We start from the raw sequence: 14,135 nt of genomic DNA, 5'->3' as shown, positions 1-14,135 counted from the left end.
CATATAAACAACAGACTATCAGTTTATGAGGAAGTAGATATGGAGACAGGAAATGCTGTTGGACAAAGATCAATTAGGCAACAGGGGTTTCAGCGTGTGGGATTCAGCCAGAGTAGGTTTACTGTCGTGGAAAAATATAAGGAGTTTTTTTTGGCAGTCAAGTCTGAGTTAGGTAAAGCTCTTGTTATAGACAGGTTAAATTATGCATACCTTTCCCACATCTTATGGAAAGGTGCTACCCCAGAGGAGATTAGGTATTACAAGGAAGCTATTGAAGGCGGTGTCAGAGTGTGTGGCTCTGAGTATAAGAGTCCCAAGGCGCGCCCTTGGGCTGAGGCCGCAAAAGCTGCAAAATCCACTACTCTTTTGAATAGATTGTGTATCGTGGATCTCGGTGCACTAAATCTCTTCAAGGTTGTGTTTGAGTATGCACTATGTGACTTTCTCAGTGGTAGGACCGAGAAACTTACGAAAAAGCATGCAGTTGAGCTAGTAAAAATCTTTAAGAGACACTTTAGGGAGCGTCCTATATGTATGGGCGTGGAGCATCTCAGCAATGGGGTACAGAGTCTTTTACGTACACCAAGGGCGAGTTATAGAAGTGGCAACCGCAGAGGAAAGTGTACGGATTTTCCTACACTTTACACAACTGTCTATTCCACTGCGGATAGAGCAAGCCGTTTTCAGTTGGTGATGGTTGCCTTATTTGCATCGAGTCTATGTGATTTCTTTTCCAGTATAAAAGTCAAGAAGTATTTTGGAAGATATTACCGACTCAAGTATGATCTGAAGAACATGAAGTATTTGGGGTTCGATTATACATCTGTACAGAAAGCCAATGCGGTTTTATATATTCTCTCTGAGGTTGAAAACAGTGGAGAGTATTTAAACCGTCCATCGCTTGGATATCTTCAGATTTCAGAGACCCCAATACTACATTCTCCCATCAATGAATCGTGGGACAGAACTGAGGTGAGTGGATCTTTTACAGAAGTCCATGGCCTCAGTAATCTAGATGAAGGTTTCGTCTTTTCTAGGCAAAATGCATTCGAAGGGTGCGTTTTAGCCACTACTTCATCCGTAAGAGATGGTTATCCTCTACCTGAACTTCCTGCCACTAACGGAGCTTCATTACATGGAGTATACACCTCCCTATTTGAGGGAAATAAAGATCCAGGTACCGTTTCATCTACTGGAAGCTGTCGTCCTATAGCTGCCCCTATACTTAACGGAGCTTCATTACATGGAGTATACACCTCCCTATTTGAGGGAAATAAAGATCCAGGTACCGTTTCATCTACTGGAAGCTGTCGTCCTATAGCTGCCCCTATACTTAACGGAGCTTCATTACATGGAGTATACACCTCCCTATTTGAGGGAAATAAAGATCCAGGTACCGTTTCATCTACTGGAAGCTGTCGTCCTATAGCTGCCCCTATACTTAACGGAGCTTCATTACATGGAGTATACACCTCCCTATTTGAGGGAAATAAAGATCCAGGTACCGTTTCATCTACTGGAAGCTGTCGTCCTATAGCTGCCCCTATACTTAACGGAGCTTCATTACATGGAGTACGCTCACAACTATCTGAAAGGAATGAAGAGCTTTCCAATGGTACACCGGGATTAACAGTCGCTTCCATACAGCCAGTAGTGAGCCCAGCTTTGTCAAGACCATAGGAGTTTCCACTGAAGTTTACGTTATGCCGAAAATCGGATTGTTCGGATTGTTTAGCAATCTAGTATATTCGAGTCTTCTTGGGAAGTGCAGGTCTATGGTATGCCGTTATTGCGCTTCCCTTTCTTTGGAACAGAGTTGCATTTTAGTGGGAACATTGTTTAAGCTAGGGTTGTATTACCCTATTCCTATTGATGATTGTTAAGTCCATGTTATCTCTTCGCGGGTTTTACTCTAATGCGGCACGGTAATAATATCTGTGTCGCCTGTGTACTAGCATACCTTTATTGTTTTTAACTTTTTAGCGTTCTGAAGAAATGTATGTTCTAATCGTCGAGTCCCCAGCGAAGGCTAAGGCTATCGGCCAGTATTTAGGTAAGGATTTTAAGGTTCTGTCATCTTTCGGGCATGTCCGGGCATTGCCCACGAAAAACGGCTCCGTCGATGTCAATGACTCATTCAAGATGTCGTATGAGCTCACTGAAAAAGGTGCGACTGTTGTTCCACAACTGATCAAGGACGTGAAAAATGCTTCAAAGCTTTACCTAGCAACTGACCCAGATAGAGAAGGTGAAGCAATATCATGGCATTTATTCGAAGTGTTCAAGGAGAACAATGTCCTCCCGAAAGAAGTCCACAGAATTGTATTTAACGAGATCACCAAGACGGCCGTGCAAAATGCGATCACTTCTCCTAGGAAAATCAACGATAATCTTGTACAGGCGCAGAGGTTGCGTCAGGCTCTCGATTATTTAGTTGGATTCAGTCTCTCGCCAGTCTTGTGGAGGAAGCTTCCTGGGAGTAAGTCTGCTGGTAGGGTCCAGTCAGTTGCACTTAGGATGCTCTGTGAAAGAGAAAATGAAATAGGATTATTCGTTCCAGAGGAGTACTGGAGCATCGATGTGGATATATTGGGTAGTGCTGGGCTCGTAATAAGTACACAATTGTCCCATATAGATGGAGAAAAGCTCGAAAGAACTTCGATTAAGAATGCTGAAACAGCACAGCAAATTCTTGATGAAATAAATAACCTCAATTTCAGAATCGATGAAATAAAAAAAAAAGAAGTCAGGCAAAGAGCAAGTCCTCCTTTTATTACCTCTACGATGCAGCAAGCTGCTTCCACATTTTTGGGGTTCAATGTAAAAAAAACAATGAGCCTGGCGCAGAAATTATATGAAGGTGTAGACATCGCTGGTGTTACAGAAGGCCTTATTACCTACATGCGAACTGATGCTACATATATTGCAGCTGATGCGATCAATGCAATTAGGAAATTCATACAGGATAATTTCAGTGAATCCTATCTTCCTGAGGCTCCGGTCATTTTCAAAAAGAAAGTGAAGAATGCTCAAGAAGCTCATGAAGCAATTCGGCCTACAAATATTTTCTACACTCCACAAAAGGTCAAAGCTTATCTGACTAATGATCAGTACAAGTTGTACAAATTAATCTGGGAAAGGAGCCTTGCTTGCCAGATGAGCGATGCTCTGATCGGTACGCAAAGTATTGTCTTTGTATCTCAGAACAACAAGTACAAAACCACAGCTTCGACTTCTATGGTTCTCTTCGATGGTTTTCATGCTGCTTTTTCTGAAAGTAAGAATAAGAACAAGAATCCGGAAGTTGCAGACTTCATAACTAGAGAAAAAGAAGGGACTCTTCTTAAGGTCAATGAGGTGGTCTCCAAGCAGAATTTCACAGAACCGCCTCATCGCTATTCTGAGGCAGGGTTGGTGAAGCAGTTGGAAGAATTGGGAATAGGTCGACCTTCGACGTATGCTACCGTTATCTCTGTACTCCAGGAAAGAGAGTACGCATCTATTAAAAATAAGTCCTTTATTCCTGAAAATCGTGGAAGGATAGTTTCGGAATTCTTAGTTCATTTTTTCAGCAAGTATGTGGAGTATCACTTCACCGCCGACCTGGAGGATAAATTGGATAGGGTTGCAGATGGAGCGCTTGAATGGCTCGATGTAATTCAGGATTTTTGGTCGAATTTCAGTGCAAAAGTGCGGGAAGTCGAAAAGATTCCCATTGCTGAGATCTTGGATGCTATAAATAAGGCCTTGATTGATCAAAAGCTTATCTCCAAAGATATCAAAATAGGGGACGGGTGCCCCAAATGTGGAGCAGGTAAAATCAGTCTCAACGTCAGTAGGTACGGAGTCTTCCTTGGATGCACAGATTATCCGGATTGCAGACTTGTGGTGAATGATCACAATGTCGATGACGGTGCTCAGTATCCGAAGCGGATTGGAGAGGATATTACCCTAAACAGAGGTCCATACGGAGTCTATCTAAAATATAAAGGGAAGAATATTGGTATTCCATCTGAAGTCGATCCTAATTCGATAAATGAGGAGTTCGCTGACAGGTTAGGGGCCCTTCCAAAGGTACTTGGCAAGCACCCCAAGGATAATAAAGAAGTTAAGATGGGTATTGGTCCATATGGATTATATCTCTTTTGGAATGGTAAGTATTATAATCTCCAATTCTCAGAGATGTATGATATGACATTGGGAAAGGCTATCTATTTCATAGAGAATTATGCAGCCAACGATAAAAATTTGATTTCCGTTTTAGGTTCTCATGAAGGCGATGAAGTTCAAATCAGGAGTGGAAGGTATGGGCCGTACATAAAATGCGGAAAGATCAATGCTCCAATACCAAAGTCGGAAGATCCTCAGAGTCTTTCTCTTGAGACAGCCATCTCTATGGTGGAGAAAAAGAAGAGTGCTCCAAAAATTGCAAAGAAGGTTCTTCCATCTGGGAATAAAAAGACCTCCTCAACTCAGGGGAAGAAGGCGAAAAAGGATTAGCGGCTTCTTATGGTTGAAGTGTGATATATTTATTTTGCTTCACACTTCGCCGAACCCGTCATTAGAGCTGTCCATGCGCCTTGAAAGTCTGTGCAGACTTGAGATTAAAAATCGAAAAGGTACTTTGATATTTGCCGAAATGCAGGATTTCTGCTACCATCCTCGCTGGTGTCCTTAAGAAGTATGATTAGTGATTACATTCTGGATTTCTTGTCTGTAACGCAGAAAGCTGCTTTTGCTTCGTATAGTTTTGCAGGTAGAGGAAATAGTAAAGAAGCTGATAGAATAGCAGTTGAAACAATGCGAAGCGCTATCAATCAGATCTCTGCAACTGTCAGTGTCGTGATAGGCGAGGGCGAGAGAGATAAAGCGCCGATGCTTTATATAGGGGAAAGACTCGGAAATGGGGGCCTAGAACTGGACCTAGCTGTAGATCCACTTGAAGGTACGGATATTTGTGCGGACTTCAGGGAAGGCGCAATTTCGGTTCTAGGTTTTGGGGGGTCTGGTAGTATTCTCTGTGCCCCGGATGTCTATATGGAAAAGATTTATACACCTTATGAATGTGAGGTTAGCTTCGAGAATACCGTTGCACAGAATCTCAAAAGCATTGCCTCAGCTAAAGGTGTGGAATCTGCTGCCAAGCTGATTATCACTGTCTTGAAACGAGAGAGAAATCAGCAGTTGATCGAGGATATAAGAAAGGCAGGCGCCAAGGTGAGGCTAATCACCGATGGCGACATCTCCGCTATCGTCTCCATTATATTGAAAGGGGAAACAGATGCATATATGGGTAGTGGTGGTGCACCTGAAGGTGTGTTATCTGCTATAGCTGTACGTAATCTTGGGGGTACGATGATAGGGAAGCTACTTCTTCAGGATAATGAACGTAGGGAGTATGCGAGAAAGTTAGGTATCTTGGATCTAGAGAAATCCTATACCCATTATGAGATGGTCAGAGGAGAGGCGATATTTATCGCCACTGGAGTCACAAATGGAAAACTTCTGGCAGGAATCGACGATCGTGATAGTTCTACCATTGCCTCTTGCGAATCCTTGGTAATACTTCCTGGCGCTTTTCACAAGCTCCAGTCCAGCTTTCATAGATCAGGAAAAATACAGCCGACTTGCTTACAAGGCTATCCTGACAGAGTTTCTAATTGAATATGGGTACTTGGCTCTGGCTGTGGTCATCGTTTGCGCTTTCTCAGTCTGGTTTCTCCCAGCCAGGTGACAACGTTGCCCTAGTTCTGTGCTGAGATAGGACGTTACTCACCTATCCGTAACGGAAAAGCGATCGTGCCCTGCATCGAAAATACCGGCTAATTTCGTACGCAAATTACTTCTATCTAACGCAACGGGATGGGTAGAATACACATTCCGTTGCGTACTAAGAGTATCAACTGACTTTATGCGCGGATCTCTGCTACCCACCACTGGATAGGTAGAATATATAGCGATTCTGGAGCAGTTTTCGGCGCAGAATGGCAGCTTATGTGTTTTTTCCCGTGTGTAAAAAGTGGGGAGCAATTTGTCACCCTCTGCCTCAATCTGTGAAACCTCTTTGCTACCGGTGGAAAGATGGCTCTTACTTTTCTTAGATGTTGATCTAGATTTTTTTTTGGATACTTTTCCGCTGCCTGAATCAGGGATGGTTTCGACAGTACTTACTGTCCCGTCGTTGCGATTTGACTCATTCGAAGAAGATTGGGCCTGGGAGTCAGGTGTTTTTTTGTCCTGGATTAATTCATCTTGAGACTGCTGAATCTTAGTTCTGGAGGTTTCTTTTGTTTTATTTCGAGACGAATTTTTGTTTGTTTCATCATCGAAACCGAATTGCTTACTAGCTACATTTTTGACAGCCTCAGCAGAATCCTGCACTTTCTTCACAGCGTCTGTGACGAATGATCTGGCTGTCTCAACAGAGTTATCTAAGAACTCCTCTAGGTCTGTTTTTCCGGCAGGTAATGTTTTAACTTCCCAGCCGGCATCTACGGGATTGATCTCTTCTAGCTCGCCAACGCTTTCGAGATTGAGTATACTCACAGCGCTTTCCGGACGCTCATTGCTTTGCGAAGCGTTCATATAACGCATGTATGCAGAGACAAATTCAGGATCACTCTCGAAATATACCCCTTGTGGATTCTGAAGTGGGTAAGCTGAAAAAGGTATCCCACGTTTCGCGCACGAAGAAAGGCTGAAAGACAGCATCATAGAAAGCATTACAAACCTGGTTCTCAACATTTAATCCGCAGAATGGTACTTATCGAAAAAGACTTCATCATTTAGAATCCGAAGACAAACTGGTAGAATATCACGAGATTTATTTCATTTCTATGAATTTCAAGAAACATGAAATACAGATTTAAAGAGATTAATCTGATGAATTATACTTGGCTTAAAGTCGGTGGTAAGGCGAAGTTGTTCAAAGCTGAGAACCTCGACGAACTCATCCATTTTAGCAGGTATAATGCTTTTTTCATCTTGGGTGCTGGGTCGAATATCTTAGCCGGCGACAGGATAGAGAGCATTATTTTGAAGTTAGGCAGGAATTTTAATTACCTATCATATGAAGATGGAAAAATCATTGCTGGAGCAGCGGCATTACAGTCTAATTTAGCGAAGCTTGCTCTAGAAAATAGTATAGGGGGATTCGAGTTTTTCTCTACGATTCCCGGTACTATCGGAGGTGCAGTTGCTATGAATGCGGGATCCTATAACTGTGAAACGAAAGATCTTGTTACTTCTGCGACTTTTATTGCTGACAATGGTGAGATCATCACTCTTTCAAAGGAAGAGATTGGATTTCAATATCGATCTAATTCCTTACCATCGCACTACATCTGTATTGAGGTAATTTTCGATGCTACTAATGTAGTTCCTAGGGACTCCATAAAGTCCATAATGTTGGAGATGATAAGAAAGAAGCAGGAGTCCCAACCAATTTTTTCTAAGACCGCTGGATCAATTTTTAAAAATCCTGTTGGCTATAAAGCCTGGGAGTTGATAGAGAAAGCGGGCTTCCGTGGTTTCTCAATAGGAAAAGCACAGATTTCGGAACAGCACTGCAATTTTGTTATAAACCATGGTTGTGAGAGCTCGGAGAACTTAATTGATCTTTGTCGCACCGTCAAAGATGGGGTGAGGGAAAAGCTAGGTATCACGTTGGATTTTGAGATGAGATTCCTTTAGCAGGCGCTTTCGCTTCAGGATCTGCACCAGCCGAGCAATTTGTAACTCATTTGATGCAATGACACTGAGAGTACGAAGCACCTCAGAAAAGTCGTGATACCCATAAAGTCCGCTGAGCTTGAATACCTTCTAGCGGACGAGTCTTTTCATCTGGCTCCTGTGCGGTGACTATGCTGTTTTCGCCATGAGGAAGAAATCTACGCATATGGAGCGCGTTGTCCAGCTCTATTCAATTGCAGGGTATGACTTGTATCTAATGCATGAGATGGACTTTCATCATTGGCATAGAAATCTCCTTCTCCTAAATCGCCTAAGTTTGACTTCCTACGTCGTTGCTTATTACGAGGCGAAGTGGAAATGTCTCCTAGTTTTATCTCAAAAGATTGTTGTTGCATTCTCAGTTCATCGATTTGTACACTAAGAGACTTTTTATTAGAGTGTATCATCGAACTCAGTGCAATTATTTCCTCGTAATTAAGTTTATTGTCCTCCTCTATTTTTTTTATCTGCTGATTAGTAACTAAAGTTGCTGAGTTTATTGTCTCACGTAGTTTCTTCTCCTGACTATCACGAAATGAAATTTCCAACTCTAGCTTCCCACGAAGAAATGAGCACTCCTTCGTTAGTTCCTCTATCTGGTGATTACAATGTAACAGACTTGGATCTAGTTTCTCAACGGTGCATGAAGGCGCTTTTAGTTCTTGTATTTCTGCTGTGTTAGCGCATATCTCATCGCGCATTTTAGCGTTTTCCGCATAAACAGACTGTAACTTCTTCCTTAATTCCTTTACTTCCTCGCAAAGAAGTACCATGATTACATGCATTCCATCTTGCTCTGTAACAGGAGAGCTTAGCTCCTCATCTATTTTATTCACTGCCGCACCAAGAGAGCGTCGTTCCTGACGTATTTTGCTTAGTTCTATACCAAGGAAGTTTAGTTCCTCACGTATTTTGCTTAGTTCCACAACATAAAGTGAATTCCCTCCATTATTTTCCGGTCTCTCTACTTCCTCGTAATAAAGCGAATCTAATCTATCAGCAGAAAAAGCTTCGTCCCTTGACTCTTCTAAAGTTAGCTTTTCACAGCCCCCGAGAAGCGATGGATTTGCAAGGTAATGGTGTAAACTACCGCTTTCTTCTGGTGTACTTTTACAAGTCTGTCTTAAATCCTCATTAGGTCCACTGATTGTACCTTGCTCGGAATTTAATCTTATCGATGAATCACGAGCTGAAGCTTGCTCTGGAGATACATCACAGTGATCGACAAGATTTGTGAGTGGTGTTCTCTTCCTAGAAGTGAGAAGTGTTTCTCTAGAACCACATCCAGAGTTGCCACCAATGTCGGAAACAGGTGCGCCTGCATTAAGGAGTTCTTGGTTATAAAGTAGCACTGTTTCAGTGTTTCCAGCGGGCAGCTTTGTTCTTATCTTCAATATATCGGAGTACACACTTGGTTCTGTTTGGGCAATAATTGCTTTCTCTTCTGGTATACCTATGGATGATTGCTGTTCTTCATGGGTTATATGACCTTCCTCCGCCAGCCTCATCATAGATGAACTTGTATATTCATCTGGTGTCTTACAAGGTAGTAGTGTTAGCTTTCCTTGGTCACGCAAAAAAACTTCAAAACTTGCTCGCGTGTTAGTGCGAGACTGCGCTCTGTTTAGCCTAACCGTCAACGTTGCAATAATAAGTGATGACAGAAGCGTAAGTGATGACAGAAGCGCTATTACCGATCCTATAATGATAAGTACTTTTCCTTCAGTATTTAAATGTGTGTCAGTCATAAATAGTGCAATATACATAGCGGATGCTATGTTTAAATCTAAATATAATGTTAATTATATCCGAATATTAGTAGGATCACGATATACTAGAATAGTTTTTAACGTATTCATGATGGATACACTTGAGGAGTATTTTGATTCTACAGCTGTTATTTAGGTTTTACCTTTATGAGACCTTGGTTTAATTGAGAGCGTGTTCGGAATCACTTTCTGTTTTGGAGTCCTTTATAAACAGTCCGCTATTACTCCATGATGTATGTTTGAATGCATTTGCTGTTTAAAAAACAATCTGAGCTGCTATTCTATATGTAACCGATTTGTATATCGATTCTAAATGTCAGACCTGAAGAGCCTGTTACTCCGTATTAATTCCGTGAACTCGACTAAGAAAATCACGAGGGTCACCCAGATGATTGCTACTTCGAAGTTGAGGCACTCCAAGGCGGCACTCGCTGCCGCACATCGTTATAAAGATGAAGTTTTGGGTTCGCTGTACAGACTTGGGAGATTTGCTGAAGCAGGAATTCCTTCAAATTCGAAGTCAGATTGCGCAGCAGGAAGAGAGGTGTTGTTCGTGTTATCCTCCGACAAGGGTTTGTGTGGTGGATATAATTCCTCGATCACTAAGTACTTCCGGATGATTTTCCCAGATTTGAGCAGGAGACGGGTATCGTTCTGTTTTATAGGGAAAAAAGTTGCTCTCTCAAGCAAGTTCTTGGTGGATACTATGGATGTACTTGAAAGTGAAATGGATTTTGCTTCTGTTATTGATCTGATTACAACTGCCGGAGATGAAGTTACCTTCAGCATTCTTTATACGAGATTTTTCAATGCAATGACCATGCATCCAGAGTTATTGAGGATTCCTACACGGGATAGCTTTATTTTTCATGAGTCGCATATGTGTGGTCTAGAGCCAGAACGTGATGAATTGTTTGCCTTTCTTTACGGGAAGTATGTGTGCGCGCAGCTCTATGAATGCCTGAAGGAGGCCAAGGTAAGCGAAAATATGAGTAGGATGTTTGCAATGGATGCTGCAACTAAAAATGCACAGGACGTCGCAGATGATCTCAAGCGTCTCTATAATAGAGGAAGACAGGAGAAAATCACAAGGGAATTAGTTGAGGTAGTGAGTGGTGCGGAAGTTATCTGAGGATGATATTCGCGGATTCATTGCCGCGATAGGGGATGATCCAGATCGACGAGAACTGAAGGATACACCTAGATTACTGTTAGAGATTCTTACTAAGTGTTTTGCCGGTTATGCGCATAACAGCCTAGATTCCTTAATCACTCCAATGGAAAGCTGTTGTACCGAATCGCTTGTTGTCTTGAAGGATATTCCATTTTTTTCCTTCTGTGAGCATCATATCCTCCCTATTTCTGGAAATATATCTGTTGGATATGTTCCTGATGCTTTCATTACCAGTATAGGAAGCATAAAGAGGTTGGTGCATGCGTGCACCAGGAGACTACAGATGCAGGAAAGGATATGTACTCAGATTGCTACTGCTCTCGATAGGGTTCTATCTCCAAAAGGTGTGATAGTCTATGCTACTGCTAGGCATATGTGCATGATGCACAATGATGGTATCTTTGACGCTTCTGCTAAAACAGGGGTTTTCCTAGATAATCAGCGGACAGAGATACAGGAGTTTTTCTGCGTCATTAAAAAATGAGATAAGTTTTAATCCTGACTCTTCTGGGTATGGAATTCCTTCCAGTAGGATTTCGTGTGTATTATGACTTTTCCTAGTGAGCGCTGCTCTATCTGAAGGCGGGAATTTTCTATGTGTTACTGGGTTTTCATCGACTTTTCAAGGTGCTTTTACCCTTAAGCTGTCCTATGATCCAAAGGATAGCGCGTCAACCTACATCTAGATTGTTTATATCGAGTTTGTGTAGCCTTTCTTAGCTGAAGAATGTTTTGTCTAAGAGTCTCAAGTCGATGTTCTTGAGTCCTAACAGATCTGGATTTTTCTGTAAAATCTTGTTTACGCGATTCAGTGCAAGATCTAGATTCTTTTCCGGTAGTTTTATAACTGTTCCGTTTTTAAATGTGAGATTCCACCGTCTGTCTGCAATCTCTTCAATTGATGCAAGTTTATCTAATGTCCCTTTGTCTAACTTTGTCTTGAGTGTTTTTAAAAGTATTGAAGTCCTCTTAAAATTCTGTGAGTAAACCTTCAATAGACCAGTAAATTTTTTTTCTTCTTCAGCGTCTATTGGAATAAGTGCCCTCAAGTCATCTGCTACTATTTTCGTATTGCCGAAAATAGCGAAAGGCTTATGCTCATCTATCGAGATCATTATGATATTTGGGAGCTTCATTATGACCGTTGCACCAGAAACCCATTTCTGTTTTAGTAGCTCCTTCCTAATACCAGAAATTGGTATAGCAATAATACTACGGTCTTTATAGTTTTCCATCATCTTGTGAACGGAGTCCAAACGTAAATTATTGCTTCCCGAAATCCTTATATCAGTTAACAAGTATCCGTGTCTAACTAATAAGCCATTGGTGAAGTTCTTCACGCTATCAGTAAAACTCGCGGCAGTAAAGAAAAAAAACGTGAAGAGCAGTACGTAAGATAATGTAATGACGTATTTTCTACTCTTATTACGCATTATCCGCTGTGGCAATAAAAATTAAATTGCCCCATCTTAAGATTTCATACGAGAAGTGTCTACTGTACGTGTAAAGATTCCATAGCAGCAACTCCATAATCGACGTCCTCCATAATCTCTTGTACTACCTGGTCGATCTCCATGTTTGCACATGCTTTCGCAATTTTCGGTAAAATGGTCATACCTGGACAGGTGTTCACTTCGAGTATGACGAGTTTGCTTTCCTTATCGTCATATTTAAAATCCGCCCTTACAGCGCCCCTGCAGTGCAGAATATTGCAGATGTTTTCCGTTAACGTAAGAGCAGATTGATAAACCTCATCCGGAATATTTTTGATAGGGACCCACTCTGCGAATCCCTTTTTATACTTTGCATCGTAGCTACAATACTCAGATCCATTTAATTCAAGCTCCAATCCCCCCAAGACTCTCCCACTCAGAAAGGCTACACTAAGTTCATATCCTGAAATGAATTCTTCTAGCATCACGGGTCCATCGAAAGGATAATTCTGTTCAGTAAGATGGCTTTCTCCATCCACGACAACAATGTTCCTACTCGAACCTTCATTCGTAGGTTTTAGTACATATTTTTTCGGATATAAAACTTTTCTTTGTAATATCTCCTCTCTTGTCACAAGCCTCGAATATGCAACATTCGCACCCAAACCTTTGAAAAAAAGTTTCGCTGCTGGTTTATCAATGCATATTGAGGAAGCAAGAACACCAGAATGTGTATAAGGTATTCCACTCATCTCGAGCATTCCTTGGATACACCCATTTTCGCCATTGTGTCCGTGCATTGCCATGAACGCAAGATCACACTTCAATGTCGGGATTGTACGTGCTGCACTGATATCTGCTACATCAATTGGGAGCACTCCATGACCTAGCCTCACTATGGATGCCTCCACGACCTCTTTAGTTAAAAGGGATATGTCACGCTCAGGCGAGGAGCCACCATACAGTAGTGCTACTGTTTTTCTGGAAAGGCTGGATTTCATACTATGAAACTACGGAAAATTCTCTCAGATTGGATGTAACATCTGAGCTCTAGCTTTCGAAAACCGAAACGACAATGATACAACAAAAGCGCAGAGGAGGCAATCCTTCAAATAGCATTAATGAGGATTGTGGAAATGATGCCCAAGCAGCGCAATAGGGAAGCCACTTAGAAATCTCTGAAGGCTAGGTCACGTTGATCTGCTACTAGCGCATTCTCTGTACTTCTGGTATAAGGTACTGGCGCGCGTTCATTTTTTTTGTTGCTCAAAGAGCCGTGGCATGTTAGAAGTAACTAGTAATTTTATATAGCGATGACAACTACAATAAGAAGAAAGTTCAGAGTGAGTAGGCAGATGAAAGCGAGCCTTTGGGGTTCGCAGAAGGATCCTGTCCATAAGAGGAATTACGGCCCGGGACAACACGGGAGGTCTCCGATAAAAAAGATCTCGGATTTCTATAAGCAGAATGCTGCGCAGAGAGCTTTCAGGACCTATTACGTTATCGGAAAAAAACAATTTTCGAACATTTTTGCCAAGGCTTATAGAGGTAAGGGAAATACTAACGATAATTTAGTATCATTGCTCGAGCGGAGGCTGAGTTCGATTCTATACAGATCAGGAATGGTTCCGACGATTTTTGCTGCTAGACAGCTCGTCTCACATAAACATGTGACAGTCAATAACAGGATAGTGAATGTCTGCAGTTTCGAATTAAAAGAGGGTGATGTCGTCCAAATTAGAGATAGAGCTGCGAGTATTCCTTGCGTTTCCGGGGCACTTGGAAGTAGTAATGAGCACCCGCATTACTTGGAAGTCGATAAAGAGAAGAGATCGGTGAAGTTGTTAGTCTCTCCGAAGTTTTCTGATGTCCCGTATCCGGCCGTGATGGAGCCAAACCTGGTCACTGAATACTTCTCTAGCAAAATGTGATTTTGTTTCTGCCCGTGTGACGGAATGGTAGACGTAGCGGACTTAAAATCCGCGGGCCTTTTGCGGCCTTGGGAGTTCGAGTCTCCCCATGGGTATT

General features: G+C 42.0%; 11 protein-coding genes and 1 tRNA gene. 8 read left to right on the top strand and 4 right to left on the bottom strand.

Translation table 11 applies throughout. The features are described from left to right. The first annotated feature begins 39 nt into the window (after positions 1 to 39). The 3 genes from NHE_RS02540 (at position 40) to glpX (ending at position 5,664) form a co-directional block, all read left to right on the top strand. Positions 40 to 1,680, top strand: coding sequence for a hypothetical protein (locus tag NHE_RS02540; RefSeq protein WP_038559669.1), 1,641 nt, complete (start codon positions 40 to 42; stop codon positions 1,678 to 1,680). Between the two features lie 315 nt (positions 1,681 to 1,995). Then, complete coding sequence (topA, locus tag NHE_RS02535) at positions 1,996 to 4,500, top strand: type I DNA topoisomerase (RefSeq protein ID WP_038559666.1); 2,505 nt, start codon at positions 1,996 to 1,998, stop codon at positions 4,498 to 4,500. A gap of 183 nt (positions 4,501 to 4,683) precedes the next feature. Beyond that, on the top strand, positions 4,684 to 5,664 hold the full coding sequence (gene glpX / locus NHE_RS02530; RefSeq protein WP_051579601.1) for a class II fructose-bisphosphatase: 981 nt from the start codon (positions 4,684 to 4,686) through the stop codon (positions 5,662 to 5,664). A 108-nt stretch (positions 5,665 to 5,772) separates the two neighbouring features. On the opposite strand, the gene NHE_RS02525 is transcribed toward glpX, so the two are convergent. Then, positions 5,773 to 6,711: a hypothetical protein gene (locus NHE_RS02525; protein WP_232214959.1), complete on the bottom strand. Its 939-nt coding sequence runs from the start codon at positions 6,709 to 6,711 to the stop codon at positions 5,773 to 5,775. 141 nt (positions 6,712 to 6,852) lie between these two features. Between NHE_RS02525 and murB the strand changes: the two genes are divergently transcribed. Further along, positions 6,853 to 7,692 carry a UDP-N-acetylmuramate dehydrogenase gene (gene murB / locus NHE_RS02520; protein ID WP_038559659.1) on the top strand — a complete coding sequence of 280 codons (840 nt, stop codon included), beginning with the start codon at positions 6,853 to 6,855 and terminating at the stop codon, positions 7,690 to 7,692. A gap of 197 nt (positions 7,693 to 7,889) precedes the next feature. On the opposite strand, the gene NHE_RS02515 is transcribed toward murB, so the two are convergent. Beyond that, positions 7,890 to 9,479 (bottom strand): coiled-coil domain-containing protein, encoded by a 1,590-nt coding sequence (locus NHE_RS02515; RefSeq protein WP_198014737.1) that lies wholly within the window; start codon positions 9,477 to 9,479, stop codon positions 7,890 to 7,892. Positions 9,480 to 9,813: 334 nt separating this feature from the next. On the opposite strand from NHE_RS02515, the gene NHE_RS02510 reads away from it, so the two are divergent. Together NHE_RS02510 and folE are read left to right on the top strand one after the other, a co-directional pair. Continuing rightward, the gene (locus NHE_RS02510) at positions 9,814 to 10,632 is read left to right on the top strand and encodes a F0F1 ATP synthase subunit gamma (protein WP_038559653.1); all 819 of its coding nucleotides are present in this window, start codon (positions 9,814 to 9,816) and stop codon (positions 10,630 to 10,632) included. Further along, positions 10,616 to 11,158, top strand: a complete 543-nt coding sequence (gene folE / locus NHE_RS02505; RefSeq protein WP_038560576.1) for a GTP cyclohydrolase I — start codon at positions 10,616 to 10,618, stop codon at positions 11,156 to 11,158. The genes NHE_RS02510 and folE overlap by 17 nt, the downstream gene beginning before the upstream one ends. 232 nt (positions 11,159 to 11,390) lie before the next feature. Here the strand turns inward: folE and NHE_RS02500 are convergent, their stop codons facing one another. Then, positions 11,391 to 12,107 carry a cell division protein FtsQ/DivIB gene (locus NHE_RS02500; RefSeq protein ID WP_038559650.1) on the bottom strand — a complete coding sequence of 239 codons (717 nt, stop codon included), beginning with the start codon at positions 12,105 to 12,107 and terminating at the stop codon, positions 11,391 to 11,393. Positions 12,108 to 12,166: 59 nt separating this feature from the next. Continuing rightward, complete coding sequence (locus NHE_RS02495) at positions 12,167 to 13,108, bottom strand: D-alanine--D-alanine ligase (protein ID WP_051579599.1); 942 nt, start codon at positions 13,106 to 13,108, stop codon at positions 12,167 to 12,169. Positions 13,109 to 13,420: 312 nt separating this feature from the next. Between NHE_RS02495 and rpsD the strand changes: the two genes are divergently transcribed. Further along, positions 13,421 to 14,038, top strand: coding sequence for a 30S ribosomal protein S4 (rpsD, locus tag NHE_RS02490; RefSeq protein WP_038559647.1), 618 nt, complete (start codon positions 13,421 to 13,423; stop codon positions 14,036 to 14,038). A gap of 10 nt (positions 14,039 to 14,048) precedes the next feature. Next, positions 14,049 to 14,133 (top strand) — tRNA-Leu (locus NHE_RS02485). The last annotated feature ends 2 nt before the right edge of the window (positions 14,134 to 14,135 follow it).

Origin of the sequence: Neorickettsia helminthoeca str. Oregon (assembly GCF_000632985.1) — a bacterium.
GTDB classification, from domain to species: domain Bacteria; phylum Pseudomonadota; class Alphaproteobacteria; order Rickettsiales; family Anaplasmataceae; genus Neorickettsia; species Neorickettsia helminthoeca.
This window is presented reverse-complemented; position numbering and strand designations above follow the sequence as displayed.

Excerpts from the sequence above, each read along its gene's own strand:
- NHE_RS02540 (WP_038559669.1), top strand. The coding sequence starts at position 40 with ATGGAGACAGGAAATGCTGTTGGACAAAGATCAATTAGGCAACAGGGG.
- topA (WP_038559666.1), top strand. The coding sequence starts at position 1,996 with ATGTATGTTCTAATCGTCGAGTCCCCAGCGAAGGCTAAGGCTATCGGC.
- glpX (WP_051579601.1), top strand. The coding sequence starts at position 4,684 with ATGATTAGTGATTACATTCTGGATTTCTTGTCTGTAACGCAGAAAGCT.
- NHE_RS02525 (WP_232214959.1), bottom strand. The coding sequence starts at position 6,711 with ATGCTGTCTTTCAGCCTTTCTTCGTGCGCGAAACGTGGGATACCTTTT.
- murB (WP_038559659.1), top strand. The coding sequence starts at position 6,853 with ATGAAATACAGATTTAAAGAGATTAATCTGATGAATTATACTTGGCTT.
- NHE_RS02515 (WP_198014737.1), bottom strand. The coding sequence starts at position 9,479 with ATGACTGACACACATTTAAATACTGAAGGAAAAGTACTTATCATTATA.
- NHE_RS02510 (WP_038559653.1), top strand. The coding sequence starts at position 9,814 with ATGTCAGACCTGAAGAGCCTGTTACTCCGTATTAATTCCGTGAACTCG.
- NHE_RS02500 (WP_038559650.1), bottom strand. The coding sequence starts at position 12,107 with ATGCGTAATAAGAGTAGAAAATACGTCATTACATTATCTTACGTACTG.
- NHE_RS02495 (WP_051579599.1), bottom strand. The coding sequence starts at position 13,108 with ATGAAATCCAGCCTTTCCAGAAAAACAGTAGCACTACTGTATGGTGGC.
- rpsD (WP_038559647.1), top strand. The coding sequence starts at position 13,421 with ATGACAACTACAATAAGAAGAAAGTTCAGAGTGAGTAGGCAGATGAAA.